General features: G+C 74.4%; 12 protein-coding genes. All 12 read left to right on the forward strand.

Translation table 11 applies throughout. The features are described from left to right. Nucleotides 1-5: 5 nt before the first annotated feature. The 12 genes from OU787_RS17595 (at nt 6) to OU787_RS17650 (ending at nt 15241) form a co-directional block, all read left to right on the forward strand. Nucleotides 6-1211 (forward strand): aminotransferase-like domain-containing protein, encoded by a 1206-nt coding sequence (locus OU787_RS17595; protein ID WP_268659935.1) that lies wholly within the window; start codon nt 6-8, stop codon nt 1209-1211. Further along, nucleotides 1208-3547: a lantibiotic dehydratase gene (locus OU787_RS17600; RefSeq protein ID WP_268659936.1), complete on the forward strand. Its 2340-nt coding sequence runs from the start codon at nt 1208-1210 to the stop codon at nt 3545-3547. Before OU787_RS17595 ends, OU787_RS17600 begins: the two co-directional genes overlap by 4 nt. Next, nucleotides 3544-4599 carry a 2,3-diaminopropionate biosynthesis protein SbnA gene (gene sbnA / locus OU787_RS17605; RefSeq protein WP_030460291.1) on the forward strand — a complete coding sequence of 352 codons (1056 nt, stop codon included), beginning with the start codon at nt 3544-3546 and terminating at the stop codon, nt 4597-4599. The genes OU787_RS17600 and sbnA overlap by 4 nt, the downstream gene beginning before the upstream one ends. Beyond that, the gene (gene sbnB / locus OU787_RS17610) at nt 4596-5627 is read left to right on the forward strand and encodes a 2,3-diaminopropionate biosynthesis protein SbnB (protein WP_030460292.1); all 1032 of its coding nucleotides are present in this window, start codon (nt 4596-4598) and stop codon (nt 5625-5627) included. Before sbnA ends, sbnB begins: the two co-directional genes overlap by 4 nt. Beyond that, entirely contained in the window at nt 5624-6376 is a 753-nt protein-coding gene (gene fabG / locus OU787_RS17615) for a 3-oxoacyl-ACP reductase FabG (RefSeq protein ID WP_030460293.1), read from the forward strand. Before sbnB ends, fabG begins: the two co-directional genes overlap by 4 nt. A 54-nt stretch (nt 6377-6430) precedes the next feature. Then, nucleotides 6431-6721 carry an acyl carrier protein gene (locus OU787_RS17620; protein WP_030460294.1) on the forward strand — a complete coding sequence of 97 codons (291 nt, stop codon included), beginning with the start codon at nt 6431-6433 and terminating at the stop codon, nt 6719-6721. Nucleotides 6722-6723: 2 nt separating this feature from the next. Continuing rightward, the gene (gene fabZ / locus OU787_RS17625; RefSeq protein WP_232794961.1) at nt 6724-7269 is read left to right on the forward strand and encodes a 3-hydroxyacyl-ACP dehydratase FabZ; all 546 of its coding nucleotides are present in this window, start codon (nt 6724-6726) and stop codon (nt 7267-7269) included. Nucleotides 7270-7313: 44 nt separating this feature from the next. Then, nucleotides 7314-9338 carry a GNAT family N-acetyltransferase gene (locus OU787_RS17630; protein WP_030460295.1) on the forward strand — a complete coding sequence of 675 codons (2025 nt, stop codon included), beginning with the start codon at nt 7314-7316 and terminating at the stop codon, nt 9336-9338. 35 nt (nt 9339-9373) lie between these two features. After that, nucleotides 9374-10402, forward strand: coding sequence for an aminomethyltransferase family protein (locus OU787_RS17635; RefSeq protein WP_030460296.1), 1029 nt, complete (start codon nt 9374-9376; stop codon nt 10400-10402). After that, nucleotides 10402-12726 (forward strand): beta-ketoacyl-[acyl-carrier-protein] synthase family protein, encoded by a 2325-nt coding sequence (locus OU787_RS17640; protein ID WP_268659937.1) that lies wholly within the window; start codon nt 10402-10404, stop codon nt 12724-12726. The genes OU787_RS17635 and OU787_RS17640 overlap by 1 nt, the downstream gene beginning before the upstream one ends. Before the next feature lie 707 nt (nt 12727-13433). Next, entirely contained in the window at nt 13434-14069 is a 636-nt protein-coding gene (locus OU787_RS17645) for a hypothetical protein (RefSeq protein WP_198545000.1), read from the forward strand. Further along, complete coding sequence (locus OU787_RS17650; RefSeq protein WP_030460299.1) at nt 14066-15241, forward strand: hypothetical protein; 1176 nt, start codon at nt 14066-14068, stop codon at nt 15239-15241. The genes OU787_RS17645 and OU787_RS17650 overlap by 4 nt, the downstream gene beginning before the upstream one ends. The last annotated feature ends 29 nt before the right edge of the window (nt 15242-15270 follow it).

A 15270-nucleotide genomic window follows, 5' to 3' on the forward strand; every position in this document is an offset into this window, starting at 1 on the left:
CAGCCATGTGGACCGACACCAGACCCCCGGCCGAGATGCCGAAGCTGTTCGAACGGGGCGCGGACGTGATCTCGCTGGCCGGCGGCCTGCCCGACCTGGACGTCCTGCCGCTCGCCGAGATATCCGCCCAGCTCGCCCGGCTCGTGCGGCTCGGCGGCAAGCTCGCCCTGCAGTACACCACCCCGCACGTCGCCAAGGCCCTCGTCCCCGCCGTCGCCGACCTGATGGCCCGGGAGGACGGCCACGCCGACGCCGGCAACCTGATCCCCACCAGCGGCTCGCAGATGGGCCTGACCGCCGTCGCGCTGGCCCTCGGCAGCCCCGGTGACACCATCCTGGTGCAGACCCCGGCCTACCCCGGCGCCACCGCCGCGTTCCGCACCGCCGGCCTGCTGCCGCACGCCGCCGCCGAGGACGCCGACGGCCTCGACCCGCAGCAGCTGCGCCGCGACGTCGCCGCCCTGCGCGCCGCCGGGCACACCGTCCGGCTGCTCTACACCAACCCGACCTTCCAGAACCCGACCGGCGCCACCCTCGCCGTCCCGCGCCGCACCGAGATCCTCGCCGCCTGCCGCGAGCTCGACCTGCTGCTGGTCGAGGACAACCCGTACGGGCTGCTCGGCTTCGACGGCACCACCACCACCCTGTTCCAGGCCCTCGACCCGCAGCAGGTGGTCTACCTCGGGACGTTCTCCAAGATCTTCGCGCCCGGCCTGCGCTCCGGCTGGATCGCCGCCCCCGAGCACCTGCGGTACGACCTGGCCCGGGTCGCCGAGATCATCTCGCTCTCGCCCTCCGCGCTCGCCCAGGGCGCGCTGGCCGCCCACTACGCCCGCTCCGGCTGGACCGACCTGATCGACCGCTACCGGGACAGCTACCGCGAGCGCTGCGCCCTGATGGCCGACGCGCTGGACGCCGAACTCGGCGCGGACAGCCCCTGGCAGTGGCAGCGCCCCGACGGCGGCTTCTACCTGTGGCTGCGCCACCGCGACCGGGCCGACGCCGGACCGTACGCGCTGGCCGCCGCCGCCCGCGGCGTCTCGGTCGTCCCCGGCGGCCACTTCTCGATCGACGGCGAGCACGCCGACGGCCTGCGGCTGTGCTTCAGCAACGTGCCCCGCAAGAAGATCACCGAGGGCATCGGCCGGCTCGCCGCCGCCCTCACCGAAACCCCTTCGGCGGAGCGCGAGTTGTCGGAGGTGGCCGGATGACCGCGCCCGCCGTCGAGGCCGCCGGCACCGACTGGGCGGACTTCGGCCCGCACCACCGGCTGGCCGGCACCGACTGGAAGGTCTGGAGCGTCGGACTGCTCCGCAACGCCGGCTTCCCGGTCTCCGGCCTCGACCTGGTCGGCGGCACCCGCGCCCCGGCCGCGGCCGCCGCCCTCGCCGCCGGCGACGCCACCGAGGAGGAGTTCCGCACCGCCTACACCGCCGACGTGGACCGCGAGGGCACCGCCCTCGCCGCCCTCGCCACCGACCCCAAGCTCCGCCTGGCCATCGCCTGGCAGAACCGCACCGTCTTCCGGATCCTCGACTCGCTGGCCGCCCCCGGCGGCAAGGAGACCAAGCGCCGCCAGCGCGAACGCACCCTCGCCATGTACTGGCTGCGCTACTGCGCCAAGGCCGACACCATCGGCTTCTTCGGGCCCGCCGCCTGGATCGGCGTCGGCCGCACCGACCGCGCCATCGCCATCGAGAACGGCCCCGCCCTGGTCGCCGCCTCGCACACCGCCCTGGAACGCTGGACGGTCGCCGCGGTCGCCGACTGGATGGCCGAACAGCCCGGCGCCCGCTGGTGGTTCCCGCCGATGCTGCGCCCCGACGTCCACCTGGACGGCGAGCAGCTGGTGCTCCCCACCCGCAAGGTGCTGCGGCTGCGCCCCGAGGAGGCCCAGCTGCTGCGGCTCGCCGACGGCGACCGCAACGCCGAGCAGCTCACCGACCTGCTGGTCGCCGAGCACGGCTGGGACGCCGCCACCGCCCGCCAGCGGGTCGAGAAGGCGCTGGGCCGGCTGCTGCGCCAGCGGGTGCTCGGCTGGGACGCCAACATCCCGGTCGACGTCCGGGCCGAGGAGGTGCTGCGCCGCCGGGTCGACGCGATCGGCGACCCCGCCCTGTTCGTCCGCTACGACGCGGTGCTCACCGAACTCGCCCGGCTCAAGGACGCCGTGCACCGGGCCCGGACCGCCGAGCAGCTGGTCGAGGCGCTGGACGCGCTGGACGCCCGCTTCGTCGAGGTGACCGGCCAGGCCGCCTCCCGCGAGGAGGGCAAGGCGTACGCCGGACGCACCCTCAGCTACCAGGACGCGCTGCGGGACTGCCGGATGGAGCTCGGCCGGGACTTCCTGGACGGCATCGCCCGCCCGCTCGCCCTGGTCGCCGACGCCGCCGACTGGTTCGGCAACCGGCTCGCCGAACTCGTCGAGGCCGAGGTGGCCGGCTTCGTCCGCAAGGCCGCCGGCCGGCTGCCCGCCGGCGCCGCCGTCACCCTGGCCGACGTCTGGCCGCAGACCCTGGCGCTGTTCTGGGGCGAGCACGACCACCCCGTGCAGCAGGCCGTCCGGGAACTCGCCCTGAAGTGGCGCGAGGTGATCGGGGAGGTGCCCGAGGGCGCCACCCGGGTCGACCTGGCGGTCGACCGGATCGCCGGCCGGGTCCGCGAGGTGTTCGCCACCGGGCCGGTGCGCTCCCCGCACCTGGCCGTGCACAGCCCCGACCTCCAGGTGGTGGCCCGCTCGGTCGACGCCGTCAACGCGGGCGAGCACCTGGTGGTGCTCGGCGAGATGCACGCCTGCCTGGCCACCCTCGACCTGCCCTTCCTGGACTGGACGGCCGGCGGCGGCTCGGTGCGCGACAAGGTCAACCGGGTGATCGGCGCCGAACGCCTGGTGCCGCTGCTCCCGGTCGGCTGGAAGCGCAACAGCGGCCGCATGGTGCCCGCCCCGATCGGCGAGGGCGACCGGCTGATCGGCTTCACCCGCGCCCCGTTCGACCAGCGCGGCCGGATCGAGCCCGCGGTCTCCATCACGCTCGCCGAGCAGGACGGCACCGTCACCGCGACCACCGCCGACGGCCGCTCCCGCTCGCTGTCCGAACTGCTCGCCGTACTGATCTCGATCATCGCCTGCGACGCCTTCAAGATCGGCCTGGACCGCCCGCACGCCCCCCGGGTCACCCTCGACGGCCTGGTGCTGTTCCGGGAGACCTGGCGGCTGCCGGCCCGGGGCGTGGAGCTGGCGCCCAAGGCCGACCGGCACCGCGACTACCTGGCGGTGCGCCGCTGGGTGGCCGCGCGGGGCCTGCCCGACCGGGCCTTCGTCAAGTTCCCCGAGGAGACCAAGCCCTCCCTGGTCGACTTCACCAGCCCCGCGCTGGTGCTCTCCTTCGCCAACCTCGTCCGCCGGGCGCTGCAGGCCGACCCGGACGCCGGGGTGACCGTCAGCGAGCCGCTGCCGGCCACCGAGGAGTCCTGGCTGCCCGACGCCGACGGCGAGCGCTACGTCAGTGAGCTGCGGCTCCAGATCAGCCGAGAGGTGCCCCAATGACCGTGCTCGTCCCCGACGGCGCCACGGTGCGGGCCCGCCCGCACCGGCCGTCGGACCCCGACATCGTCGCCACGATCGGCGGAACCCCGCTGGTGGCGCTGGACCGACTCTTCCCGCCCGCCCGCTTCCAGGTGTACGCCAAGTGCGAGCGGTTCAACCCCGGCGGCTCCGTCAAGGACCGCGCCGCCAAGTCGATGGTCGAGCAGGCGATCGCCACCGGGCGGATCGTCCCGGGCGTCTCCACCGTGGTGGAGTCCTCCTCCGGGAACCTGGGCATCGCGCTCGCCCAGCTGTGCAACTTCCACCGGCTCGGCCTGGTCATCGTGGTCGACCCGCGCACCACCCCGCAGAACCTCGCCATCATGCGGGCCTACGGCGCCAAGGTGGAGGTGGTCGAGCACCGCGACCCCGCCACCGGCGAGTACCTGCCGGCCCGGATCGCCCGGGTCCGGCACCTGCTGGACACCGTCCCCGACGCCTGGTGGCCCAACCAGTACGCCAACGAGGACAACGCGCGGGCCCACCACGGCACCATGCGCGAGATCGTCGAGGCGCTGCCCGCCGCCCCCGACTACCTGTTCCTGGCGGCCGGCACCACCGGCACCCTGCGCGGCTGCGCCGAGTACCTGCACGACCAGCAACTGCCCACCCGGGTGGTCGCGGTGGACGCCGTCGGCAGCGTGATCTTCGGCCCGCCGGAGCCCTGGGAGTCCTCCCACAAGCGCACCATCCCCGGCCACGGCGCGGCCGTCGTCCCCGCCCTGCTCAGGCCGGGCCTGGCCGACCGGGTGGTCAAGGTGACCGACTCGGAGTGCATCCGCGGCTGCCGCAGCCTGCTCGCCGAGGAGTCGATCCTGGCCGGCGGCTCCTCCGGCGCGGTGATCGCCGCGATCGGGCAGTCCGCCTCCTGGATCGAGCCCGGCTCCACCTGCGTGGCGGTGCTCCCGGACGGCGGCGACCGCTACCTCGACACCATCTACGACGACCAGTGGGTCGAGTCCTACCTCCGGCAGTACCTGCCGCCCACCGAGCAAGAGAGAGAAACGATATGAGGATCCTCGGCCGGGAGGACGTCCGGACCGCCCTGGCGGGCCTCGACGCCACCGTCGTCGACCTGGTCCGCAACGCCTACGTGCTGCACGGCCAGGGCAAGTCCGACCTCCCCTTCTCGACCTTCCTGCGCCCGCTGCACCGCTCCGACTCGCGGATCATCGCGCTGCCCGCCTACCTCGGCGGCCCGGCCCCGGTGATGGGCCTGAAGTGGATCTCGTCCTTCCCGGAGAACGTCAAGCGCGGGATGCAGCGCGCCAGTTCGCTGTGCATCCTGAACGACCTGGAGTCCGGCTACCCGCTCGCCCTGATGGAGGGCAGCCAGATCTCCGCGGTGCGCACCGCGGCCGGCGCGGCGCTCGCCTCCGGCCTGCTGAACGCCGGGCGCGAGGTCCGCACGGTCGGCCTGGTCGGCTGCGGCACCATCAACCAGCGGGTGGTGCACTTCCTCGACCAGGTGCACGAGGAGCTGGAGACCGTCCTGCTGCAGGACGCCTTCCCGGAGCGGGCCGAGGTGTTCGCCGCCGAACTGGCCGCCGAGTACCCGCACCTGTCCTTCCGGGCCGCCGCGCTCGGCCAGGTGCTGACCGCCGACACGGTGTCGATCGCCACCACCGACTCCTCGTACTGGCTCGACCTCGCCGACCACCCGCAGCGCCCGCACGGCCAGGTGGTGCTGCACCTGTCGCTGCGCGACCTGTCGGTCGGCTCGGTGCTCGGCGCGGTCAACGTGGTCGACGACGCCGACCACGCGATCCGCGAGCAGACCTCGCTGCACAAGGCCGAGCAGCAGGCCGGCCACCGCCGCTTCGTCACCGCCGAGATCGGCGCGCTGCTCGACGGCACCGCCGGACTCCCCGCCGACGCCCGCACCGTGGTGTTCTCCCCGTTCGGCCTCGGGGTGCTCGACCTGGCCGTCGCCGAGGCGGTGCTGAACGCCGCCGAGAAGGCCGGGCTCGGCACCGAGGCCGAGGGCTTCGACCCCGGCACCCACAAGGTCACCTCCAACCTCACCGGGAGCGCGGCATGACCGGTCTCTTCCCCGAGGGCACCCGGGCCGTCGTCACCGGCGCCTCCCGCGGCATCGGCGCCGCCATCGCCCTCCAGCTCGCCGAGCACGGCTGCGACGTCGCGCTCAACTACCGCTCCAGCGCCGGGAAGGCCGAGCAGCTGGCGGAGAAGATCGAGGGCCTGGGCCGCCGCGCCCTGCTGGTCAAGGCCGACGTCTCGGACGAGGCGCAGGTCACCGCGATGTACAAGGAGATCCGCACCGCCTGGGGCGGGGTGGACGTCGCGGTCCTCAACTCGGGCATCACCGCCGACGGCCACTTCGCGGCGATGAGCGCCGCCAAGTGGCAGGAGGTGATCTCCACCAACCTGACGGGCGCGTTCCTGACCGCCCGCGAGGCCACCAAGCAGATGTACGCCTCCGGCGGCTCGATCGTCTTCATCGCCTCCACCTCCGGCATCGCCGGCCGGGTCGGCCAGGCCAACTACGCCGCCTCCAAGGGCGGGGTGATCGCGATGGCCAAGACGCTCGCCTACGAGGGCGCGCCGAAGGGCATCCGGGTCAACGTGGTCGCGCCGGGCTTCATCGACACCGACATGGTGAAGAAGGTGCCCCGGGCCCAGCTGAAGGAGGCCGCGGCGGCGATCCCGCTGGGCCGGATGGGCACCCCGGAGGAGGTCGCGCAGGCGGCGGTCTTCCTGGCCAGCCCGGCGGCCTCGTACATCACCGCCAAGGTGCTCACCGTCGACGGCGGGATGCTCTACAGCTAGCCCCCTCCGTTCGAACTGAAGTTCCATCAACTCCCACCGAGAGGAAGCCCCACCATGTCCACCGCCACCTTCGAGGACGTCCGGACCCAGGCCGAGCAGCGCCTGGAGAAGAACCTGAAGATCAAGTCGATGATCATCGAGCGCCTGGGCCTGGACGCCGAGGCCGAGGTCGTCTCCGACAACCAGCCGCTGTTCGGCCGCGGCCTGGAGATGGACTCGCTGGACACCCTGGAGATCGTCGTCATGATCAACAACGAGTACGACGTGCTGATCAGCGACGACGACTTCGAGGCCTTCGGCTCCATCAACGCCCTGGTCGACTTCATCGAAGCCCGCGAGGTCTGACCGTGACCACCGCCCCCGCCCCCGCCAGGGCCGCGGCCGCCGCCAAGGCGGCCGGCCGGGAGAAGCCGAAGACCTTCGCCTACTCCTCCGACGACATCAAGCGGATGCTCCCGCACCGCTGGCCGATGCTGATGATCGACCGCGCCTACGACGTGGTCCCCGGCGTCTCCGGACGCGGCGTCAAGAGCGTCTCGGTGAACGAGCCGTTCTTCGCCGGCCACTACCCCGACCACTCGATCATGCCCGGCGTGATGATCGTCGAGGCGATGGCCCAGCTGGTCGCCGTGGTCTACGTCGCCGAACTGCTGGAGGCCCCGGCCCCCGCCGCCGGGGAGGAGCCCGCCGACCCGTCGGCCAGCGTCGGCTACCTCGGCTCGATCAGCTCGATGAAGTTCTCCCGGCTGGTCGTCCCCGGCGACCAGCTCACCCTGGAGGCCAAGCTCGGCCAGAAGCTCGGCGGCCTGCGCTCGGTCTCGGTCCGGGCCTCGGTCGGCACCGAACTCGCCGCCGCCGGCTCGCTGATCGTCACCACCGAACGCAAGGGCTGACCCGGCGTCACCCCAGCGGACCAGCACAGACAAGGAGGTGTGCCATGTCCATCACGATCCGCCCCTACCAGGAGGGCGACGCGCATGACATCGCCGAGCTGTACAACCGGCACCGCGACAACCCCAACCCGGTGGCGGGCGGAATCACCGGCGCCGAACTGGAGCGCGAACTCGCCGAACGCGACACCGCGACCTTCCTGATCGCGACCGAGGACGGCCGCGTGGTGGGCACCTTCGGGCTGTTCCACAGCACCGGACGGCGCTCCGCCCGGGCCGGCGAACTGATCGCCGACATGTTCTTCGTCGCCCCGGCCTACCGCAACGGCGTCATCACCGGACGGCTGTTCACCGAGGCCGTCGAATGGATGATGCGCTGCGGCTGCCTGGTGCTGCGCCTCACCGTCAACCCGGCCAACACCGTCGCCTTCAAGCTCTACCGGCGGGTCGGCTGCGTCTCGGTCGGCGAGACCGTCCCCGGCGAGGACGGCAACGTCGAACTGCACAACTACATCCCGCTGATCCTGCGCAGCGTCTTCCACGACCTCGGCCCCGAGGCCGTGGCGGAGCTCGGCAAGCTCAGCAGCTTCGGCAACGTCACCGACGGCCGGGACGGCGAACTCCGTTCCGACGTACGGATGGTGGACGGGATCCGGACCGTCGCCTACGCTCTGGCCCTCGGCGCCTTCAAGCTCACCGCCACCATCGACGTGGACCGCGGCCTGATGCTCGACGCGGCCCTCACCGGCCCCGACGACACCACCCGGCAGCTGCGGATCGCCGAACCGCCCTACCAGGTCAAGGCCCCCGGCGACGGGCAGCCGCACCGCTTCGGCGACCGCGGCCTGACCGCCGAACTGGACGCCGCCGAAGGCACCCTCACCGTGCACGCCGAGGGCCACCACGGGCCGGTGTTCGTCTCCACCTGGCCCAGCGCCGAGGCCGACCGCTCGGCCGGCTGGCGCGAGGGCCAGGCCCGGGAGCTGGAGATCGAGCCCGTCGAACACGGCGTGCGGGTCTCCGAGCGCACCGGCGGCAACCTGGTCACCGGCACCCTCACCCTGCACCAGGGGGTGCTGCACCAGGAGTTCAGCTACACCACCCGGCCCGGCCGGATCTTCCAGACCGTCGGACTGCGCCAGGGCGACTTCACCCTGACCGGCCCCGACGGCACCGCCGAACAGCACCCGATCGGCACCGGCCTCGGCGTCCGCGACACCTCCGAGGTGGTCGCGGCCGCCCGCACCGCCCCGGCCGGCAGCGCCCTCGCCTGGACCGACGGCACCAACCGGGTGGAACTCCCGGCCGGCCACCCCGTCCGGCTGATCACCACCACCCTGGTCGAACGCCACCTGGAGCCCGACGCCGACGGCACCGCCCGCCTGCGCACCGAGCTCGCCACCGGCCCCCGCCCCGTCGCGACCCGACCGGTCGCGGACGCCCGACTCCTCGACGGACAGCGCAAGTTGACCGTCAAGGCGGCGGCCGGCGGGATCACCGGCTGGACCGAGGACGGCACCAAGGTGCTGCGCAGCCCCGCCCCCCGCACCCGGCCCTTCGGCTGCAACCCGCGCTGGAGCGCCGGAGCGTGGGTCACCCGCGAGCACCACCGGCACAGCCTCGCCACCGGCCTCGGCTGGGGCGTCCCGACCGAACCCGCCTGGGAGCAGAAGCACCCGCTCGGCCTGGCCGCCCCGCAGGAGCGGATCAGCTGGGAGGTCACCGCCCCCGAGCAGTGCGCCCGGCCGGTCCGGATCGACGTCCACGCCCCCGGCGCGGACGAGGAGACCGTCCTGTGGCTCACCCCCGACACCCCGGCCGACACCGCCGTGGTGCTCGACTCCGCCGGCACCCGCCGCGAGCTGGACAGCGCCGGCTTCCGGCAGGTCTGGGCCGCCGCCGCCGCAGTCCGGCTCAGCAGCGGCCACTGGCTGCACGTCGCCCCCGCGGGCGGCCCCGGCAGCCAGGAGATCGTCCTGCGCACCACCACCTCCGGACTGCTGATCGGCTGCGCCGCGACCGGCACCGAAGCCGCCTGGCAGCTGTCCGTCCACCCCGCACCCGCGATCTGACACACAGTCACCCCTCGAAAGGACACCGAACGACCATGACCACCGCCCCCGCCCGCACCGCGCAGGACGACTACACCACCGTCCGCACCGCCATCGGCGCCTACCGGATCACCGCCCCGCTGGTCCGCGTCTCCGGCGGCGACCGCTACGAGTTCCTCGACCTGTTCCTGGCCAAGTCCAGCGAGTACGTCGAGCCGGACACCGTCCGCGAGGCCCTGGCGCTGAACACCGACGGCACCCCGTTCGCCGTCCTGCTGCACTTCGAGATCGGCGACGACTCCTGGCTGCTGCCCCGCACCCCCGTCACCGCTGAGCAGCTCACCGCCTACCTGGAGGCCGTCGACGCCCCCGCCGACGCCACCGTCGAGGTCGCCCCCGAGGGCTGGGGCGCCAGCGCCTTCGAGGGCCCGCACGCCTGGGCCGCCGCCGCCAAGTTCGTCGAGTTCGACATCTCCGGCCTGACCCTGCACGGCGTCACCGAGTCCGCCGTCCCCGGCGAGCCCGCCGCGCTGGCCCACCTCGCCCGGGTCGGCACCACCGGCGAGTACGGCTACCTGCTGCTCTCCAACGCCCCCGAGGCCGCCCACGCCGCGGTCCTCGACGCGGTCACCGCCGAGGACGGCGCCGAGGTCGGCGAGCAGGGCCTCGCCCGGGTCCAGGCCGAGGCCGGGATGTCCGTCTACGCGGCCGGCTTCGGCGGGCTGCCGGTGCACGAGGCCGACCTGGCCTGGATGGTCGACTGGAACCGGATCGGCGAGTTCCAGGGCTCCGAGGAACTGGTCAAGCCCACCTCCGAGACCGCCAAGACCACCGCCCTGGCCGCCCCGGCCGGCGCCGTCGTCCCGGCCGGCACCCCGGTCACCGCGGGCGGGCAGCAGGTCGGCACCGTCGTCTGGCAGGCCCCCTCCGCCAACGCCGAGGAGGAACTGGTCGTCGCCCTGCTGGACGCCCCGTTCTGGGTCCCCGGCCTGGAGCTCGCCGCCGGCGACGCCGCCGAGACCCCGCTGCGCACCGTCACCCAGCCCCGCGTCATCGCCCGCTCCCTCACCACCCGGATCCACTGATGACCGACACCACCACCGAACGCATCGCCCTCACCGGGCTCGGCCTGATCACCGGCGCCGGCGACGACGTCGAGAAGAGCTGGGCCGCCATCTCCCAGGGCGTCTCCGGCATCAAGACCAACACCCTGTTCGACACCACCGAGCTGCTCACCGACTGGGCCAGCATGGTCACCGCCGAGCAGCCCGCCGACCTCGACCGCTGCTACGCGCTGGCCGCCACCGCGATCCGCGAGGCCCTGCGCACCTCCGGCCTCGACCTGGACACCGTGGACCGCGACCGGGTCGCCGTGGTGGTCGGCTCCAGCCTCGGCGCGATGCCGACCCTGGAGAACGTCCACCGCGGCCTGGTCAAGGACGGCGAGCTGGACGCCCCGGCCGCCGCCGCCTCCCAACTCCCGTGCGTCGGCGACTACATCGCCGCCGAGTTCGACCTGCGCGGCCCGCGGATCGTGCTCTCCAACGCCTGCGCGGCCAGCGCCGTGGCCCTCGGCTACGCCGCCGAACTGCTCTGGAAGGGCGAGGTCGACCACGTCATCTGCGGCGGCGTCGACCCGCTGGCCGAACTCTCCGCGTACGGCTTCTCCGCCCTCGGCGCGCTCGACCCCGAGCCGTGCGCGCCGATGTCCGCCTCCACCGGGCTCACCCTCGGCGAGGGCGCGGGCTTCATGGTCCTGGAGTCGGTCGAACGGGCCGCCGCCCGCGGCGCCGCCCCGCTCGCCGAACTCGGCGGCTACGGCCTCTCCTGCGACGGCTACCACCAGACCGCCCCCGACCCGAGCGGCAAGGGCGCGGCCGCCGCGATGGCCCAGGCCCTCCGGACCGCCGGCCTCGAACCGCAGGACGTCGACTACGTCAACCTGCACGGCACCGGCACCCCCGCCAACGACGTGTCCGAGCCCAAGGCCGTGAAGCTGCTGTTCGGCACCGAACTGCCGCCCGCCAGCTCCACCAAGTCGATGCTCGGCCACACCCTGGGCGCGGCCGGCGCGGTCGAGGCGATCGTCTCCACCATGGCCATCGACCGGGGCGTCATCCCGCCGACCGTCAACACCCGCGGCACCGCCTCCCCGTTCGGCCTGGACATCGTCCCCGACAACGGGCGGCCCGCGCCGCTCGAGGTGGTCGCCTCCAACTCCTTCGCGTTCGGCGGCAACAACGCCACCGTCGTCCTCAACAAGCCCGGCCGGCCCGCCCGTTCGGCCCGGCACACCCAGCCCGTGCACCACGTCGTGGTCACCGGCGTGGCCGGCCTGGCCGGCTCGGCCGGCTCCACCGCCGAACTGACCGCCGCCCTCGCCGAGGGCCGGATCGGCTTCGACACCCTCGAAGAGGTCGCCGGGATCGGCGAGCGCCCGATCGGCCGGATCGACGTCAAGGCCGTCACCAAGCGGCTCAACCCCAGCAAGGCCCGCCGGATGGACCCGCTCGGCGTGCTCGCCGCCGGCGCCGTCGGCGACCTGTACGACCGCCACGGCAAGCCCTCCCGGGCCGAGGCCGAGGGCACCGGCATCGTCTTCGCCACCGGCTACGGCCCCGTCACCTCCGTCCTCAACTTCCACCAGGGCGTGCTGGAACAGGGCATCACCGGCGCCAACCCGGCGATGTTCGCCAACACCGTCGTCAACGCCGCCGCCGGCCACGTCGCGATGCTGCACCGCTACCGCGGCTACACCGCCACCATCGCCAACGGCGGCACCTCCTCGGTCCTCGCCCTGCAGCTCGCCGCCCGGGTCATCGCCCGCGGCATGGCCGACCGGATCATGGTCGTGGTCGCCGACGAGTTCCCCGCCCAGGCCCTCGCCACCCAGGCCCGGCTGCCCGGCTACGCGAAGACCCCGCACGTCGTCCCCGGCGGCGGCACCGGCACCGTCCTCTCCGAGGGCGCCGCCGCGATCCTGCTCGAATCCGAGGCCTCCGCCGCCGCCCGCGGCGCGAACGTCCTGGCGGACGTCCGCGGCTTCGGGGCCTCCGGCGAGGCGGCCGGCATCGGCCGGATCGGCCGCGACGGCGAAGCCTGGGCCCGCGCCCTGCGCGCCGCCCTCGCCGAAGCCGACAGCACCCCCGAGCAGATCGACACCGTGGTCTCCGCCGCCTCCGGCTACCGCCTGGTCGACCTCGCCCAGCGCCGCGCCCTCGACCTGGCCGGCCTCGCCGAACGCCCCACCCGCACCCCCAAGGCCCAACTCGGCGAGACCTACGGCTCCGCCGGCGCCCTCGGCCTGGTCGCCGCCCTCGCGGGCGACGCCCCCGCCGGACGCCTCCTGCTCTCCAGCTTCGCCTACGGCGGCTCCTACGCCGCCGCGGTGTTCGACGCGAGGGCCTGATGACCCCCCGACGGACACCCCCGCCCCCCACCTCCGCCCTCACCGCCAGCTGGTCCCTCCACCTCGGCCCGGCCCTCCACGCCGCCACCCGCCACCCGGCGGACCCGCAGCCGGACGGCCGACCCGCCCGGGCCGGACGGCCACCGGCGGACGGGACGGCCGGGACGGCCGGTGGAGACCCGGCGGGACGGTCGTCGGCGAGCAACTCGGCGGTGGCCCGGCCGGGCAGCCAACTCGCTCCGGGTGAGAGCCCGTTGGCGGTTGGCCGGGCCGGTGGAAGCCCGGCGGCCGCTCGGCCGGAACGACAGTCGGCCCCGGCGGGCGAAGCTGCCTTCCGGACCCCGGCGGGGGTTCGGCGGGGTGGTCGACCCGCTCCGTCAGAACAGTCGTCGACGGCCGAGTGGGCCGGGTCGGTCGAGTCGGCCGGGTCTGCCGACGGCGGTCCGGCCGGCCGGCCGGGGGCCCGGTCGGAGCAGCAGCCCGCTCCGGTGCCCGCGGCCCTGCCCCCGGCGGGAGGGCCGTCGGCGGGGGACGGCTCTGTCGCCGGTGGTCCCGGGGCCGGTGGCGTCGGCCGCCGGTTGGCCGGGGCCTGTCTCACCGCGCGCCGGGCCACCGCCCGGCTGGTGGGCGGGGGGCGGCCGGGTCCGGCCCTCCTCGCCGCCCCCGGTGCCCCCACCGCTTCCACTCCCGCGGCCGCTCCGGCCGTCGTGGCGGAGCGGACCCCGGCGGGAGTGCTGGAGGCGATCGTGGACTGCCTGGTCACCCACCATCCGCGGCTGCCCCGGGACCGGATGGGCCACCGGCTGAACGACGCCGGCCGGTGGCTGATCGCCCAGGCGGTGGCCGACCTGCACGGGGTCCGGCTGTCGCCCCGCGAGCTGGCCCGGGACGAGCACCGGCGGTGGAGCGTACCGGAGTTGGGCCTGACCGCCTCGGTCGCGCACTGCGCCGCGTACTCGACGGTGGCGCTGGTGTCCGGGCAGACCGTCGGGGTGGACCTGCAGGACCACCGGGACCGGCCGTTCGCCATGCAGTGGCTGGGCGCGCTGCTCGGCCGGCCGGACGGCGAGCCCGCCACCATGCGGGACTTCGCCGAGTGCGAGGCGCTGATCAAGGCGTCGCACATCCGCAAGGAGACCTTCGCCGGGGTCCGGCTGCCGGACTGGCGGCCGGGCTGGCGCCCCACCAACGTCGGCTACCTGGTCCGCTCCGCCGACCTCGGCGACGGCCTGCAACTGGCCCTGGCCACCGACGCCCCCGCCCGGGTCCGCTGGTGGTGGCAGCCGGACCCCGCCGCCCAGCCCGTCCGCACCGCCACCCCGACCCTGGAGCCCGCCGCATGACCGCCACCGCCACTGCCACTGCCGCCGCGCCGGGGAGGTCCTACGCCCGGCGGATCTCCCAGATCGAGCGCGGCTACCTGAACGCCAACGCCACCGGCACCCCGCAGCTGATCCAAATGGTGATCGAGGGCACCGGCCGGCTCGACGCGGCCGAACTCGCCGACGCGGTACGGGAGTCCACCGCCGCCAACCCCGGTCTCGCGGTGCGCCGCAAGGGCCCGAACTGGCGGGCCGACGACGCCGCCCTCCCGCCGGTCACCGTGCTGCCCGCCGACGCCGGGTTCACGCACCCGTTCTTCCACCGCGACCTGGACGTGGTGGCCGGCCCGGTCTGCGAACTCGGCCTGTCCGAGGGGCCGGTGACCCGGCTGGTGGTGCGGGCCAGCCACATCGTCACGGACGGCCGCGGGCTGCGGCACTGGATCGAGGACCTGTTCCGGGCGCTGCGCGGCGAGCAGCCGGTCGGCGCCGACTCCACCGTCGACGACACGCACTTCCGGGCCGCCGCCGCCCCCGTCCCGGCGGCGCCCGTCCCGGCCCGGGTGGCCGGCTTCCCGGCGATCCTCGGGCAGGGCGAGGCCGACGGCACCGCGCTGTGGCTGCGCCGCTCGGTCGCCGCGACCCCGTCCGCGGTGACCGCCCGGGTCGGCGCGGCCGTCTCCCGGCTGCTGGCCACCGACACCGGGCGGCTGATCATCCCGGTGGACCTGCGCCGGCACGACCGCGAGGTGCGCTCCACCGCCAACCTGACCTCCCAGCTGGTGCTCGACCTGCACCGCGAGGACCGCTGGAACCGGCTGCACAGCCAGCTGCTCGCCGCCATGCTCCGCAAGCGCGAAGTCGCCTCCCTGGAACGGGACTTCCTGCGCAACAACCCGTTCGCCAACTCGCTGCGCGAGGCCCAGGAGCTGGACGGCAGCCGCTTCCCGTGCACCGCGATCCTCACCGACCACGGCCGGATCGACACCGAGCTGTACCGCACCGCGCACTTCCGCCCCACCGGGTACTACACCCTGCCGATGCTCGTCCCGTACGCCGAAATGTTCCTGAGCACCTGTCAGATCGACGACCGCACCGAGCTCACCCTGTCCTGCCGCAACCGCCCGGACGCCCGACCGGCCGCCGAAGCCGTGCTGGACGAGGTCGAGCGCGCCCTGCTCGCGGTCGACTGACCCGGCCCATCCTCCTCTCCCCGCTGATG

Origin of the sequence: Kitasatospora sp. YST-16, from assembly GCF_026802215.1 — a bacterium.
GTDB lineage: Bacteria > Actinomycetota > Actinomycetes > Streptomycetales > Streptomycetaceae > Kitasatospora > Kitasatospora cineracea.